This window comes from Mucilaginibacter metallidurans (assembly GCF_003286435.2).
In the GTDB taxonomy this organism is placed as follows: domain Bacteria; phylum Bacteroidota; class Bacteroidia; order Sphingobacteriales; family Sphingobacteriaceae; genus Mucilaginibacter; species Mucilaginibacter gossypii.
On the sequence record NZ_CP043449.1, the window covers coordinates 1,623,963 to 1,639,314 of the forward strand.

The 15,352-nt window shown below is 40.6% G+C and carries 17 protein-coding genes; 7 read left to right on the forward strand and 10 right to left on the reverse strand.

From position 1 onward, the window contains the following. Window positions 1-6: 6 nt before the first annotated feature. Together priA and DIU38_RS07205 are read right to left on the reverse strand one after the other, a co-directional pair. Window positions 7-2,496 carry a replication restart helicase PriA gene (gene priA / locus DIU38_RS07200; protein WP_112654307.1) on the reverse strand — a complete coding sequence of 830 codons (2,490 nt, stop codon included), beginning with the start codon at window positions 2,494-2,496 and terminating at the stop codon, window positions 7-9. 6 nt (window positions 2,497-2,502) lie between these two features. Next, window positions 2,503-2,892, reverse strand: coding sequence for a DUF423 domain-containing protein (locus tag DIU38_RS07205; RefSeq protein ID WP_090527050.1), 390 nt, complete (start codon window positions 2,890-2,892; stop codon window positions 2,503-2,505). 85 nt (window positions 2,893-2,977) lie between these two features. Here DIU38_RS07205 and DIU38_RS07210 point away from each other — a divergent pair, with 85 nt between their 5' ends. Beyond that, window positions 2,978-4,567, forward strand: coding sequence for a hypothetical protein (locus tag DIU38_RS07210; protein WP_112654306.1), 1,590 nt, complete (start codon window positions 2,978-2,980; stop codon window positions 4,565-4,567). 462 nt (window positions 4,568-5,029) lie between these two features. Then, window positions 5,030-6,157 carry a DUF5723 family protein gene (locus tag DIU38_RS07215; RefSeq protein WP_149354054.1) on the forward strand — a complete coding sequence of 376 codons (1,128 nt, stop codon included), beginning with the start codon at window positions 5,030-5,032 and terminating at the stop codon, window positions 6,155-6,157. Here the strand turns inward: DIU38_RS07215 and tsaB are convergent. From tsaB to rpmH, 4 genes are all read right to left on the reverse strand, one after another. Continuing rightward, the gene (gene tsaB, locus DIU38_RS07220) at window positions 6,154-6,846 is read right to left on the reverse strand and encodes a tRNA (adenosine(37)-N6)-threonylcarbamoyltransferase complex dimerization subunit type 1 TsaB (protein WP_112654304.1); all 693 of its coding nucleotides are present in this window, start codon (window positions 6,844-6,846) and stop codon (window positions 6,154-6,156) included. The two genes, DIU38_RS07215 and tsaB, sit on opposite strands and share 4 nt — an antisense overlap. A 9-nt stretch (window positions 6,847-6,855) precedes the next feature. Continuing rightward, on the reverse strand, window positions 6,856-7,098 hold the full coding sequence (yidD, locus tag DIU38_RS07225; protein ID WP_167516103.1) for a membrane protein insertion efficiency factor YidD: 243 nt from the start codon (window positions 7,096-7,098) through the stop codon (window positions 6,856-6,858). A gap of 13 nt (window positions 7,099-7,111) precedes the next feature. Next, window positions 7,112-7,516: a ribonuclease P protein component gene (locus tag DIU38_RS07230; RefSeq protein ID WP_112654303.1), complete on the reverse strand. Its 405-nt coding sequence runs from the start codon at window positions 7,514-7,516 to the stop codon at window positions 7,112-7,114. A gap of 76 nt (window positions 7,517-7,592) precedes the next feature. Beyond that, window positions 7,593-7,751, reverse strand: coding sequence for a 50S ribosomal protein L34 (gene rpmH, locus DIU38_RS07235; protein WP_083878950.1), 159 nt, complete (start codon window positions 7,749-7,751; stop codon window positions 7,593-7,595). Between the two features lie 384 nt (window positions 7,752-8,135). Here rpmH and DIU38_RS07240 point away from each other — a divergent pair, with 384 nt between their 5' ends. Beyond that, window positions 8,136-9,014 carry a ChaN family lipoprotein gene (locus tag DIU38_RS07240; protein ID WP_112654302.1) on the forward strand — a complete coding sequence of 293 codons (879 nt, stop codon included), beginning with the start codon at window positions 8,136-8,138 and terminating at the stop codon, window positions 9,012-9,014. Window positions 9,015-9,186: 172 nt separating this feature from the next. On the opposite strand, the gene mscL is transcribed toward DIU38_RS07240, so the two are convergent. Beyond that, window positions 9,187-9,591 (reverse strand): large-conductance mechanosensitive channel protein MscL, encoded by a 405-nt coding sequence (gene mscL / locus DIU38_RS07245; protein ID WP_090527064.1) that lies wholly within the window; start codon window positions 9,589-9,591, stop codon window positions 9,187-9,189. 358 nt (window positions 9,592-9,949) lie between these two features. Here mscL and DIU38_RS07250 point away from each other — a divergent pair, with 358 nt between their 5' ends. Together DIU38_RS07250 and DIU38_RS32950 are read left to right on the forward strand one after the other, a co-directional pair. Continuing rightward, complete coding sequence (locus tag DIU38_RS07250) at window positions 9,950-10,957, forward strand: IS1595 family transposase (RefSeq protein WP_112654301.1); 1,008 nt, start codon at window positions 9,950-9,952, stop codon at window positions 10,955-10,957. 63 nt (window positions 10,958-11,020) lie between these two features. Further along, a complete protein-coding gene (locus tag DIU38_RS32950) occupies window positions 11,021-11,161 on the forward strand; it encodes a hypothetical protein (protein WP_167516104.1) in 141 nt (46 codons plus the stop codon). Window positions 11,162-11,195: 34 nt separating this feature from the next. Here DIU38_RS32950 and DIU38_RS07255 read toward each other — a convergent pair whose 3' ends face one another. The 3 genes from DIU38_RS07255 to DIU38_RS07265 are packed head-to-tail and all read right to left on the reverse strand — an operon-like array spanning window position 11,196 to window position 12,402. Beyond that, complete coding sequence (locus tag DIU38_RS07255) at window positions 11,196-11,768, reverse strand: hypothetical protein (protein ID WP_112654300.1); 573 nt, start codon at window positions 11,766-11,768, stop codon at window positions 11,196-11,198. Window positions 11,769-11,796: 28 nt separating this feature from the next. Next, window positions 11,797-12,120, reverse strand: a complete 324-nt coding sequence (locus DIU38_RS07260; protein ID WP_112654299.1) for a hypothetical protein — start codon at window positions 12,118-12,120, stop codon at window positions 11,797-11,799. Window positions 12,121-12,123: 3 nt separating this feature from the next. Continuing rightward, window positions 12,124-12,402, reverse strand: coding sequence for a hypothetical protein (locus DIU38_RS07265; protein ID WP_112654298.1), 279 nt, complete (start codon window positions 12,400-12,402; stop codon window positions 12,124-12,126). Between the two features lie 489 nt (window positions 12,403-12,891). On the opposite strand from DIU38_RS07265, the gene DIU38_RS07270 reads away from it, so the two are divergent. Beyond that, complete coding sequence (locus tag DIU38_RS07270) at window positions 12,892-13,152, forward strand: hypothetical protein (protein WP_112654297.1); 261 nt, start codon at window positions 12,892-12,894, stop codon at window positions 13,150-13,152. 702 nt (window positions 13,153-13,854) lie between these two features. Next, on the forward strand, window positions 13,855-15,330 hold the full coding sequence (gene rpoN, locus DIU38_RS07275) for an RNA polymerase factor sigma-54 (protein WP_112654296.1): 1,476 nt from the start codon (window positions 13,855-13,857) through the stop codon (window positions 15,328-15,330). Window positions 15,331-15,352 lie beyond the last annotated feature (22 nt).

Genomic DNA, 15,352 nt, shown 5'->3' on the forward strand with positions numbered 1-15,352 from the left:
ATTGTATTAATACGGATCAACGTCGGGCTGTACAATACTGCCCGTGCTAAGTTTGGTTGTATAATACTGAGTGATCACATCCCTTAAAACAGTTTTTGCTTTTATGATAGAGATCCCATCCTTCTCAAATTTGAGCATAATGCTTTTAATGTAATAATTGCGGATCCTGCTGATGAGCGGTTGCTCCGGGCCAATCACCCGCTCGCCAAAATGCTCCCGGAGCCGCGCGCCGAGGTACTCTGCCTGGTTATGGAGCACATCGGGATTTTTATGCTTGATATCGAGGTTAATGATCCGGTATAAGGGAGGGTATTTAAAGCTTTTCCGCTCTTCCATCTCGGTAAAATAAAGATCGGCGTAGTTGTTATCAATCACCTGCTTTAACACCCGGTGATAAATATCATAGGTTTGCACAACTACTTTGCCCTGCTTACCCCGGCGGCCGGCCCTGCCGCTTACCTGTGCAAGTAGTTGATAACCACGCTCGTTTGCCCTATAGTCAGGGAATTTTAGCAAGCTATCAGCATTAATAATACCAATTAGCGTTACATCTGAAAAATCAAGCCCTTTGGCCACCATCTGGGTTCCAACCAATATATCTATCCTTTTCTCTTCCAGATCGTTGAGGATAGTTTGCAGGGAATTCCGTGATCGTGTAGTATCAAGGTCCATCCGGGCAATCCGGGCTTCGGGCAATAAAACGCTCAGTTCATCTTCAATTTTTTCGGTACCGAAGCCTTTATATTCCAGGTGGGTAGATCCGCAGGCGGGGCAAATGGATGGTGTATCTTCCTTGTAACCGCAGTAGTGGCAATGCAGCTTGCCGCTGCTTTTATGATAAGTAAGGCTTACATCGCAGTTGATACATTTGGGAGTATAAGCACATACTTTGCACATCAGGATGGGGGCATATCCGCGGCGGTTTTGGAATAAAATCACCTGCTCTTTATTTTCAAGTGCCTGCTTGATGCCCTCCATCAGCACACTGGTAAAGTGCGACTGGATAGTTTTTTGTTTGGTTTCATGAGCGATGCTTACTACCTGCACATCGGGCAGCTCAACGCCGCCAAAGCGTTCGGTGAGCTCTGCAAAACCGTATTTGTGAGTGCGGGCGTTATAGTAGCTTTCAAAGGATGGCGTGGCCGAACCCAAAAGCACTTTACCCTGGTGCATGTTAGCCAAAAAAATCGAGGTGTCGCGTGCGTTGTAGCGCGGCGCCGGATCAAATTGCTTGTATGATGTTTCGTGCTCTTCATCAACAATGATCAATCCCAGATCGGCAAAAGGTAAAAACACAGACGACCGCGCGCCGAGCACAATCTTATACTCTCCGCTTAAAACTTTCTGCCAAACCTCAACCCGCTCATTGTCATTAAAACGCGAATGATAAACACCGATATCCGCACCAAAATACGTCCGTAACCTTTCAATAATATGTGTTGTTAGGGCTATTTCAGGCAAAAGGTAAAGTACCTGTTTCCCGCTGCGTACAATCTCTTCTATCAGCCTTACATATAATTGTGTTTTGCCTGATGAGGTTACGCCATGCAACAACGTTACTTCTTTTTCTTTAAACTGCCCGCGGATACTTTGAAGTACCTCCGTTTGCTGTTCGCTCAATTCAAAGTTGTTGCCCTCTTCTCCTTCTTCCTCAAAATGCAGGCGGCTAACGTTCCTGTCCTCCGAAAAGAAGATCTCTTTTTCAATGAGCGATTTAATGCTTGATTCACCTGCACCGCTTTCTTCGATAAGTTCGTTTTTGGTGATGCTTTTTTGATGACGGGAAAGCTTGATGTAAGCTAATAGGGCATCGGCCTGTTTAGGCGCGCGCTTTTCCAATATCGGGAATAGCTCCCGCAGATTATCCTGGTTGTTATAAACCGGGTTAAGTGTAATAAAAGTGCGTTTGCGGGGCTTATAACGTTCGTTTACTTCTTCGGATATGTTGATGATGTTTTTTTCAAACATCAGCTTCAATATCGGCATTACAGTTTTCTGTCCCAAAAGCTTGGTAATATCGCTTATGGTAAGTTCCGGCTGAATTTCGAGGGCTTCAACAATTAAAAACTCTTTATCGTGAAGCGTGGCTTTATCTATCTCATATTCCCGGTTAAGTATGATGCGGGTTTCGCTGGCCAGCTTCAATGCCGATGGCAGCGCGGCGTTCATAACTTCGCCTATGTTGCACATATAGTAATCTGCCAGCCACTGCCAAAATTCGAGCTGCTTGGGAGTTACAACCGGGCGGTCATCCAGGATCTCGATGATATATTTTGCTTCGTACTTTTCGGGCGCCAGTTTCCCTATCTCTTTAACAATGGCTGTATAAAGCTTGCTTTTGCCGAACTGCACCACCACTCTTTTGCCAATAGCAACAGCATCATTTTGATCATAAGGAACCCGGTAGGTATAGTTTTTTGAAATAGCCAATGGCAAAATCACTTCGGCAAAAAGTGTTTCACGGTCGGTATGTTCAATTTCGGCAAACTCTAACATTGTTTATTATTTGTTGCGGATAGCAGCTAATGCCAGCATCAGCCAGCCCAAAATGAACAACAAACCACCAATGGGTGTAATTGGCCCCATGGCTATAAGCCAGTTCCAGCCAAGCAGATCGCGGCATGACAACAGGTACAGCGAACCTGAAAAGAATATAATGCCGAAAGTGAACAGGTAGTAAGCTGCTGATATTAAGCCACCGCTCTTTTCCCGCGCAAAAACTGCTAAAAAAAGCAAAGCAAATACATGATAGAAGTTGTATTGTACAGCAGTATGCCAAACCTCAAGCTGGGCGGGGGCAAGCAACGCTTTTAAACCGTGGGCTCCAAAAGCGCCGGTGATAACGGCCAGCATACCTAAAAACGAAGCGGTAATAATTATTTGTTTGTTCATGCGATATAAAAAGCTAAGTTAACCAATTGAAAGTATTACTTTAACGCCGTGGGGTAAAATTCTATATTTGCTGCACGCCCCTGCTATGAAACGACTGATAGTAACCACTATATTTTTGATTATAGCTACCGTGCTGGTAACGGTGTTATATTTTAAAAATTTAAGTCCGCCGGGAGTGCGTACCGGGCAGGTTATGCGCGCTATTCCTGATAATGCGGTGGCAATATTTGAGTTTGGTAATGAAAAGGGATTTTATGATATTTTTGCCGGCAACCAGCTCTTGAGCACTTTTGTTGGCCCCGGCAAATTACATGAACTTGACACCTTACGCAAGTTGCTTATTGCCTCTCCACAGCTTGATCAATTTTTTACAGGCCAAAACATTTTCGTTTCCCTTCATCCTACAAATAATGATAATATAGACTTGCTCGTAACCACCTCGGCATCAAAAGCTTTTTCCGCAACTATGTTTAATCATTTAACAGGCAATGCCAAAAGCGCTTTACAAATAGCGCCTATGCAAATAGCGGCAAGCCAGGGTTATAATATATATGTTAAGCCGCTCAATAAACATTTTTACCTCATTAAAACCGGCGACAATATATTTTCGGGCAGTTTTTCAAAAGATTTGGTTGATCATAGCGCCATCTACCAACAGAATAAAGGCCATAATGGCTTTGTACCGTTGCCTGAGCAGCAAAACGCCAATTCACTTGCCAATCTTTATATTAATTACAACCAGTTTAACCCGTTTTTTGATCAGCTGTTCCTTAATAAAACTACCGATCTTTTTAAGAGCTTTAGAATGCTGCCGGCCTATGCGGCATTAAACTTAAATTACAAAAGCGATGCTTTGATGTTTAACGGTTTCACCACTAAACGAAATAATGCAACCAGTTATTTAAACATTTTTTCGGCCCAGCAACCTGTCGAGAATCATTTAAAAGATATTTTCCCGGCTACAACTGCCTACAGCACAAGCTTCGCCGTTTCAGATCCTAAAAAGTTTGAAGCCGACCTTTCGCAATGGCATGATAAAGCGGGAGTGGGCAAGGAAAAGAATGAACTTTTGAATAAGGTAAAATCAGAAGCAGGGCTGTTTGTAAAACCCGAGTTTGAAAAGCTGCTCGGTAACGAGTTCGCGATAGTTACCACGCGGTACTTTGAAAAATTTGCCATCATTTCTGTTAAGGATGGCTCAAAGCTTTTTCCGGTGATGATGAACATCAGTAATATGGTTACTGATAAAGTTGGCCAGTTTAATTATGAAAAACTGCCTTTCTTTTTATTGGGCGATGCATTCAGCATTTTCCGGAAACCTTACTTTCTGATCATTGATAATTATCTCATACTTGCCACTTCGGTATCCGAGTTAGAAAGTTATAACGACACCTACTTCAACCGCAAATTCATAGGAAAAACCGATCAGTATACCCAGTTTGATAATTTGCTGGCCGAAAGGAGCAATGTGGCCTTCTTTATTAACTTTAAAAACATGCAGCCTATATTAAAACGCGATTTAAAAAGGACTTTTTACGATGCTTTTGAAAACAGCGACCCCGGTTGGAAAAATTATTATGGTGCGGCCTTCCAACTCACTGCATCCGACAAAAACTTTTATACCAATTTTTGTATGCGGCTAAATGTTCCGGATACAAGTGGAGTTAAAAAATAAATTTATTTACGTTTACACAACAATACCCGCCCAATTTCGTAAAACATTACAAATAGCAATTTGTAAAAAATTTACAGACAATCAGCTTTGAGTTCTTTTCTTTAAGTAGATTCGGGGCAAGATATGTGAGCCAATTATGAATAAAATCTTCTTTACTATTCTTTTCTTTATTTTTTGTTCTTTATCCGTATCGGCTCAACAGTTTTCGCAATATAATACCGGCACGCTTTACGATTCATTTGAAAATCCTTCACAAAGAGCCTTTATCCCCGATTCGAGCCGGGGGTAGCATTCAATTTTTTCATCCCGAATTTCGATGCTAATTTTTATGTAACCGGCGATATACAACGGCCGCTGAAAAGCCGCGCATTTGCAAGCCCTTCATATTATAATACCTCATCACTGCGCATCGGCCAAAATGCTTTAAATCATTTCAATGCAAATGCCAATGCCTATGCGGTAATGCTCAAGTTTTTCACCAGCTTAAACGGGAATGTTGAAATGGGCTTTTCGGCCCAAACTAAAGTAGAAGGTAAAGGCGTGATCTCCGATGAATCTATTGCTTTTCTTGATGGACCGTCAAATTTTGCGCGTGATAATTATGATAATATATTCAACAACCATTATCGGGTGCAGATGTATGACCAGTTAAGTTATATTTACCGGGAGCAGGTTAATAAACAACTGTCGTTAGGGTTTAAGCTGAGCTACCTGTCTGGTGTTCAATATGACAAAATAGATGTGGAGGAGTCGAGCCTGCAGATTAACCGGGACCCGGCAAATCCCGACAATGACAATGCCGACGTTTATATGAGGGGACGGTATTACAGGAGCTATGTACCGGGCAGACTGGACGGACGAGACTTTTTACCAACGTTTCGTAACCCAGGCGCATCGATATCAATGGGTGCAACTTACCGAACAGAGGATGGGATACTGATACAAGGTAACATCAAAGACCTTGGCTTTATTCACTGGAACAAGCGCTCAACCATTACTGATTTTAATAACACAACAAACATAACAGATATTACATCCCAGCATCGTGATGAGAATATATATAATGCTGTATATGACTTAGTCAGGGGCAATGGAGTTGTTACCTCATTTAATACAAAAACCAATGCCAAAGCCGAATTGAGTGTATCTAAAAGCTATTGGCTTGATGATGAAAAAACGTACAGATATTTCCCAACAGTTGTAGCACAAAAAGAAATGTTCTTTTCCGGTTTTACCGGTGCAATGGTTAACTCGGTACAGAAAAACAACCTGATAGCTACCTTAACGGCCACTTATGACGATTATAAATTATTTAATCTCGGCGCACAAATTATGGTAAAATCCCCTAATGTCGAATTTTTTATAGGTTCCGAACGCTTACTAAATACGGGTCGCCTTACTCTGGCCGCTTTAAATAATACCAATCAAATAAATAGGGTAGGCAACTATAGCGGGGCGGATATCTTCCTGGGCTTTTCACTGAAATTTGGACGGGTAATTGAACATCCCATGAATTCCAGCTATATCCCCATGGGCGAAAAAGGGTTTTTGGGCCGTTTGTTTGGCCGTATTTTTAAAACCAATAATTAAAGAGCTTTTTTCCCGGCTATAAAATCTTTAAGGTAGTAAGGCTCGTAATAAGCTAAATCTTCAAATGCGCCATCAGCAAATTTTTGAGCTGCTTGTTGGGTAAGATATGTTGCCGAATTTACAAAATCATCCAAAAACAAGGCATTTGGGCTTTCACTTAAAACACCTTTGCACTTTTCGGCACCATCACCAAAAAACAAGATCTGATGGTCTTTCAAATAGTTGGCAAAACTGTTTCCTTCTATAATATCAGCAGCTGTTTCACGCACTCTATTGCCGGCTGCATCAAATAATGCTGTGTAAACCTCCATTCGGCGGGCATCTATCATCGGGCATAGCAGCATATTACCATCAGCAGCAACCCCCGGGCTGTTAATAACACCATAAGCCATAGCCTCAAGTGTTTCAACCGCTATCAATGGCTTGTCAAGGGCGAAGCACAATCCTTTGGCGGTAGATACACCTATTCGTAAACCGGTGTATGACCCCGGACCGCTGCTTACAGCAATAGCATCAAGCTCGTTATAAGTTACTCCCGATTTATTCAGCAATTCATCTATATATAAAGTAATAACTTCAGCATGGATATTACGGACGTTTATTTGTTTAAAGTCCAAAACCTTGGCATCGCGGGCAAGTGCTACCGAGCAGGATGTTGTTGCTGTTTCTATTTGAAGTATAAGGCTCATATTATAAATTTATGGTACCGGATCATGCCCATGACCACCCCAGGGATTACAACTGGCAATGCGCTTTATGGTTAACCAACCACCTTTAAAAGCGCCATACTTCCTGATGGCTTCAACACCGTACTGCGAGCAGGTGGGTGTATACCGGCATGATGCAGCCGAAAGCGGCGATATAAAATATTGGTAAAATTTGATCAGAATGATGAAAACTCCCCCAACTATTGCTTTTAAAAACCTGGTGATTGTATCCATAAGCCCATTCATGTTAATTAGCCGTGACTGGTATTGCAGCAGTTAATTCACCTGAAAGCTGGGCAAGCATCCTCAGCATTTTTTTTTCGATGAAAAGGTATGGTTCAATTTCTTTGCCTACATAGCCTACCGAAACAATTATCTTTTTATCCGCTTGCTGCAGAATATCATAAAGATGCTGCTGTTTGTGGAGCCTGTACGCTTCGCGCATCAGTCGTTTTACCAAATTACGGTCAACTGCGTGTTTATAACGCTTTTTAGGAACGGAAAAAAGAATTTGCGCAGGATGGGGCTGTGGCTCGGGGCTGACAAGCCAGGATACCCGGAAGGGATAACATAAAAAAGAAGAACCGTTATGAAAAAGCTTGTCAATAAGCCTTTTGTTACATAACCGTTCTTCTTTTTTAAAAGTATACATAGTTGCCATTTTTGAACCGAAGGATAAAGCAGATAAGCGGTTCCAAACCCTTATAAATAGGGTAGGGCAACCTCAATTATGCTTTGTGCCTGCCTTCGTCAGAAACAGTTAACCTTTTTCTGCCTTTAGCTCTTCTGGCTGCTAATACTCTTCTACCGTTAGCAGTTGACATGCGTTCACGGAAACCGTGTTTATTTCTTCTTTTTCTTTGAGAAGGCTGAAACGTTCTTTTCATGGCTATATTTTATTCTATTCGTCTTTTTAAAACAAGAGCGCAAATGTAGTTATTTTATTTAATAATTCAAACACTATTTTTCTTATTTATAATAACATGTGTGCTGCCGCCCGGTGGCTGCAAATCAGTGGCACTTTTTCCGGAAAACTAATTGTATACGCAATAATTAAATTCGAAATCCTGTTCATTGTCTGAACTAAATAACAGCGCTAAGCTATCATTACAAATCATATTAAATAAAAAGTTAAATTTAACATTAATTATTTGTTACAGATTCAATTTTGCAACAATGTACAATCGCGAACTACGGTATTTGCTAAAAAAAGTTGAATAAATAGGTCCGAATCATTAACAAAGTGTAAATTCAACAGGTTATCCTAACAAATGAAATTAATCCTCTCCATACTTTTTATTTTCTTATCGGCTGTTACCATAGCGCAGGAGCTACCTGCAACGCATTATAAAATTTATAGCACATCGGCACAAAAAATCATCACGCCCGATGATATTGTTAATGACATGGCCAATGCCGACGTGCTTTTCTTTGGCGAAGAGCATAATGATTCAACGGCGCACTATCTGGAGTTTAGCTTGTTCAAAAAGCTTTCGGAAAAATATCCACAAAAAACAGCGCTTTCCATGGAGATGTTTCAAACTGACTGTCAGCTGGTGCTGAATGAATATCTCGCGGGGCTTATTCGCGAAAAAAATCTGGTAACAGATGCACGTACCTGGCCTAACTATAAGGATTACAAACCGCTTGTTGAACTTGCCAAATCCAATCATCTGCCGGTAATAGCAGCCAACGCTCCAACCCGCTATACCAACATGGTTACACGCGGCGGCCTTGATGCTTTAAAGCAGCTTGATGCGCAGGCTAAAAGCTATCTTGCGCCGCTGCCTATAGATACCGCTGCCGGGGCTTATTATGATAAATTTGCTAAAATAATGGGAGGTCATGCCTCAATGCCGGGCATGCAGATTTACCAGTCGCAAAACCTTTGGGATGCTACCATGGGCTGGTCGATAGCGAAATTCCTGAAAAACCACTCCGGCTTTAAAGTATTGCAGCTTAACGGCGGCTTTCACAGTGAAGAAAAACTGGGCGCGGTAGCCCAACTTAAAAAATACGCACCCAAATTACGTGTGCTTAACATAGCAACCTACATGGATGATAGTTTTGACAAGCCCGACTGGAACAAATTAGCCGGCATGGCCGACTATATCATTTTAACTGATCCTAAGCTGCCAAAAACCTTTTGATAGTTGATATTTCATGGTTCATAGTGGATGGTTCATAGTCATTAAGATAAAAAAACGCGAACCATAAATTTGGTGACTATGATTGATAGTTAGGAAATAGTTGATGGTTTATAGATAGCCATATAGCACAAAAACTATGATCCATGAACCATCAACTATGAACTAAATTCCATTAAGCTTTCTTAGCAAGTAAATCGCGGATTTCGGTAAGTAAAACTTCTTCTTTAGTTGGTTCAGGTGGCGCTGCCGGGGCTGCTTCTTCTTTTTTCTTCAAAGAGTTGATACCCTTAACAATTAAAAAGATACAAAAAGCAACGATTAAAAAATCAATTACATTATTGATAAATAAACCGTAATTAATCGCGGTTTCGGGTGTTTTATCAACAGCCGGTTTAAGTACGTACTTTAAATCTTTAAAATCAATACCCCCGGTTGCCATGCCAATAGGTGGCATAATAATATCTGCAACCAGCGAGGTAACAATTTTACCAAAAGCAGCGCCAATGATAACACCCACAGCAAGGTCAACCACGTTGCCCCGCATTGCAAATTCTTTAAACTCTTTTACTATTGCCATAAATTAAAGTTTGGTTACTTAAAGTTAATAATATTAGGCAATTATATACAAACGTAACCCAATCCAAAAATCTTAATTAACCTAACTGAAGAGCCGTTATTCGGCGAAACATAGCGATAGCTATGTCTTAGGTATACTACTCCTAAAGGCACGTGGCAAAGCTTTCCCACGGTGAACGCAAATAGCGGGATCGATTAATAGATATAACAAAGAACGGCTTGATTGATTCGCCCGGTATGTTATTACCTGTGAGTAGATGTAATGCAGCCATTGACGGTTACAAGCCCGTATAAATGCAGAGTATCATCTAAACTTCTAATTGGTTATCTTTATTGATAATCAGTAATACCCCAATACCATGTTATCTTCTACCGAATTTAAAACTGTCATTGATGTAGTGCTAAGGTTTCCCAATGAAAAATCTTGTCACCAATATTTAGCATCCAGGCGCTGGGCCGATGGTGTTATGTCATGCCCTCATGAAGGCTGTGACGGCCATAGCGCCGATGTATTTAAAGATGGCATCCGCTACAAGTGTAAAACATGCCGTAAGATCTACACCGCTAAAACAGGCACTATGATGGAGGCATCCAAAATAGCCACGCTTAAATGGTTTATGGCTATTTACCTTACACTTCACAAAAAGGGCATTAGCAGCATCCAGTTAGGCAAAGACATTGGCGTAACGCAAAAGACAGCGTGGTTTATCCTGCAGCGCTTAAGAGCTGTATTCGGCAACGAAATTGATGTGCCATTAGAGGGAACTATTGCCAGCGATGAAACATTTGTTGGTGGAAAGAATAAGAACCGCCATAAGGATAAAAAAGTAGCACACAGCCAAGGCCGATCCTTTATTGACAAAACGCCCGTATTAGGATTGCTTCAAACAGAGGTTAGGCACTATGTTGAGCGTGATCATAAAGTAATACCCGGCAGAACGGTAAAAGAGAAGGTTATAGATAAGAACGCACGTTTGAAGTGTTGGACCATCAAAGACACCAAAACAGCGACTATACAGCCTCTAATAAGGGCTAACGTTGTGGCCGGTAGTATTGTAGTCTCTGATGAATGGTTTGCTTACAAAGGCTTAAATGATACCTACCAACACGAAGTTGTTGACCACGGTAGAAAGCAATATAAAAACGATGCCGGCTATACCTCTAACGCTATTGAATGCGGTTGGAAACATCTAAAACTAACTATACAGGCAACACACCACTGGGTGAGCCGTAAGCACCAGGATAAGTATGTGCAGGAATTTACATTCCGATATAATTACAGGCATTTAAGCGCTCAAAAACAAATTGAGCAAGCTATAAGTAATATGGCTATCCGAACAAAATACAAAGATTTAATAGCGGCCTAATTTTGATGCCGAAATTTATTACTGTAACTTCGTATTAGCAACACATTTTAACCATCACTTAATATGAAGCCAGCAGATAAAAAACCGGTTGTTGTTGAGCCAGTGCGCACACCTCAGCCAAAGCAATCAAGCGGAGATAAATCGTTTGATAACGCTATTGATAAAATGCTTAAAAAACCGTCAACATACACTCAATCAAAATAGGGAGATAACATTATGGAAAAGCCCTCTAAAGAATCTACTTGGAGGGCTTTTTTGCGCTCTCCGAATGTGACCGATAATCTTCTTGATTTAGGTTTTTTTGCATTGTTGATAGCAATTGCTTTTGCTGTTGTAGTTGCTGCGATAGTTCTTGTAATTGTTGCTTATCACTCTTATCAAAAAACGATTTAATAAAAGAACCGAAAGAAACCAAAAACCCTAAACCAGCTAAAACAAACGTGGCTACTATGTTTCTCGTGCTCAATTTATTCGCACGCTCCTGAACCTTCATTTGATTCCATTGATTGTAAAACAATAGCCCACTGGGTTGTAGTATAACTTGCACCGATATAACATCTATCCAATTATCAGGGACGGGTGTGTCATCTAACGGATGGTCATATATCGGTACATAGCGGATGTAATCTAAATCTGCAAAGTCTTTAAAAAACAAAGTAGGTAACTGGTGCCAATTATGTGGAGCTGATAGATGATCTGAATAAATAGTCCTTATCAGTGCCCTAAATTCAGGGGTAATATCTACAGGACTATACAGTCCTTTTTCAGCACCCTTTTTTAGGGCTATGAAAAAAATATCTTCATTTGGCATTGTGTGATGGATTTAGGATAAAGTTATATTATTTAACCGAATCTGTAACCGGGGGCTTCCAATGATAAGAGGTGTCATATACAGTTGAATCATGCTTTATCGTATCAGCAACCACTGGCGTAGTTAATACTTCAGGATTGTTTGAAATATCAATAAAGTTGCCAAAGAATCCTATAAATTTCTTTGAATGCTCTTTATAAACAGAGGCAACGAATAAGTTTAATGGCCTTTTCAATCCACTATATGAATCCCGGCCTCTAAAGGCTTTAAATGCCGATATAGAGGGGTTTGTTATGATTAGCAATAGCAATACCCCCAAAGCTATCAACCATGGCTTATAAGGCTTAATCATGGCTTACCTGGATCTATGTTCAATTATAAAATCAGGAACCCGCTCGCCACTATCCATTCTTACCATCCGGCCATCAACAAAGTAAAAGAACCTTGTAACCGGGGCTGTGCCAAACGGGTAGTTTGTTTTTTTGTAAATAGAGTAGTGTTCGGCTTGTTCTACAACATTAACTCTGTTGTGCTTAACAAAGTCCTGTTCATTCATCCCAATGGTGTATTGGGGCGCTTTGCAGCTAAATAGGCAAAGCATAGCCAGTACGGCTATACGTGGTAAGGTTTTCATTCGCGTGTGGTAATTTGAACGATTAAATGATAATAAAAAACGGCGTGACCAATTACCGTTTGCCGTTCAAGGTTTACCACAACCTATACATACAAAAGATATAGCCACGCCTTATCAGCGCACTTGTATCGAGTGTATGCATGTTGTTAAATGTGGTAATTTAGAACAGCACTACGATTTTCAGCACAATAATTTTAACAGCGCTAAAGTACTGCATTTTACATCTTAATCAAAAAAATAGGCATAACTAATGTTGTGCTATCGCCCAGGCTTACCACGGCCTTACCAAAGCAAACAACATAGCTATGCCATGCGGGTAGTACGTTTTTGCTCTATTGCTGGCAGGGGTATTGGTGGTAATTTGCGATAGCCAGAGGTTATTGGTACAAATATCTTATTTGACAATAATACCACTTTCGGGAATAATAACCAATTCTTTTTATTGATAAAACCACTTGCTAATTTGTTAATGACATTAGTAATTTAGCAATGATGGGCAAGAAGTATAAATTCAGGAAAGCTTATTTTATAGCAAAGGACAATCAAATATTTGAGCAGTTTGAAATGGTTAATTGCTACAGGAGAAAGGAATATGTTGATAGTGTGTGTAAAAGCCAACAACGATTAGCCAATGACGAGAGTAGCCAAATGTGGAATAAAGGTAAACCTATACCGGTTCTTAAGGCGCATGGGTATTATTTAGTTCACGAGAGTTTATATGAAGAAATAATAAAACCTTTTGAAAAGTAATAAAAAACCGGGGTGTCTATAGCCCCGGCCCTCTTAAAAAGATAAGCACATTTACATTGGTTATGCCAACACCCATATAGGGAATGGTTTACCTGTTGCTTTTATTACAGTTCCGTTAGGAAGAGTTCGAGTTCTCCTGAATATAAGCTTATGTAACTGGCCGTTAATCATCTTCTCCAAGGCACTATACCTCCTTTCCGCCAGTTCTTTAAAGTCTACCTGAAAAAGACCGCAAGGCAAGACAAAAAAAATCCCGCAGCCTTGCAACTACGGGAATACTTTTAGTTCTATTTTTTCGCCCTTAGTCTCGAATTAAGGGCGAGAGGTATAGTACCTTTCAGATGATTAACAATACAAAGTAAACTATTTTACTATATACATTGTGTCGCTATAACTTTTTTTATAGAGTAGTAATTTTGATGCCTATATTTAAAGGGCTTTAAATTGGAGGGTTATAACTTTAGTTTATACCAAGTCAATAATTCTACCAAACAACAAATCAAATAACAAAATTCAGCTACCCAAAGGTTGGGTTAGCTTTGTATATAATTGCCTAATATTACATAAACTATCAATTCATATAGTTTTTTTGATAGCGCTAAAACAATTGGCATGCCTAAAACATTTAACAACTTTAAAGCAGATACCTCAAGTAATTTTTAGTTGATATTAATTTGATGTATTTTTGGCTACATCTTAATTATGCTTAAACAGAACCTTCAACAAAAACTTTTACAAAAACTTTCGCCCCAGCAAATACAATTTATAAAATTGCTGCAGGTGCCTACTGTTTCGCTTGATACCCGGATAAAAGAAGAACTGGAAGAAAACCCCGCGCTTGAAGATCTGAGCCTTACCAACCTAAACGAACCCGAAGAACAATATCCCGACCGCGACCCCGACGAAGATAATTATAACAACGATGAGGAAAAGGGCGAGATGGATGAATTTAATATTGACGACTACCTGCAGGAAGATAACGTAAACGATTACGGATCTCGCTATGATCAAAATGGTGACGATGAGGATGAGCGTAAAGAGATTCCTATTGCTGTGCAAAGCTCATTTTTTGAAAGTCTGCAAGCCCAGTTAGACCTGCTTCCCCTGAGTGATAAAGATTTCATGATCGGCAAGCAGATCATAGGCAGCCTTGATGACGACGGCTATCTGCGCCGCCCCATCATGTCGCTAACCGACGACCTTGCATTTTCACAAAATGTATTGGCTGAGGATGACGAAGTAGAAGAGATGCTCAAGGTGATCCAGGGCTTTGACCCCCCTGGGGTAGGCGCGCGCAGCTTACAGGAATGCCTGCTGATCCAGCTTCGCAAAAAAGATGCAAACGACCCTATCATCAAAAAAGCGATACAGGTTGTTGAACATTATTTGGATGAGTTTACCCGTAAACATTACGATAAGCTTGAAAAATCATTGAATATGAACTCCGTTGAGTTGCGTGCGGTGGTTAATGAGATCTTAAAACTCAATCCCAAACCTGGCGATTCAAACGAGATCAACACCAAGCAAATGCAGGTGATCCCTGATTTTCATATCACTAACAATGATGGCGTGCTCATCCTTACCCTCAATTCAAAAAACGCCCCCGAACTTAGGGTAAGCCGCTCATACCAGGAAATGTTTCAGCATTATGACAAGGCTTCCCAAAAGGATAAAAAACTGAAGGAAGCAGTGCAATTTGTAAAGCAAAAGCTTGATTCGGCCAAGTGGTTTATTGATGCCATTAAACAGCGCCAGCAAACGCTGCTCAAAACCATGAATGCCATTATGCAGTACCAGTATGAGTTTTTCCTTACCGGTGATGATAAAAATCTGAAGCCGATGATCCTGAAAGACATTGCCGACCGTATTGGCATGGATATTTCAACGGTATCCCGTGTAGCCAACTCCAAGTATGTACAAACCGAGTTTGGTACCTTCCTGCTGAAATCTTTCTTCTCCGAAGCCATCCAAACCGAAAGCGGTGAGGAAGTATCCAATAAAGAGGTTAAAAAGATTTTGGAAGAACATATCGGAAAAGAAGATAAACGTCACCCGCTTGCTGATGAAAAATTGACCGAAATACTCAAAGACGCCGGCTACAACATAGCCCGCCGTACCGTAGCCAAATACCGCGAACAAATGAACATCCCGGTAGCGAGGTTGAGGAAGGAACTGTAGCTTAGAGATTCTTCAAAAGACA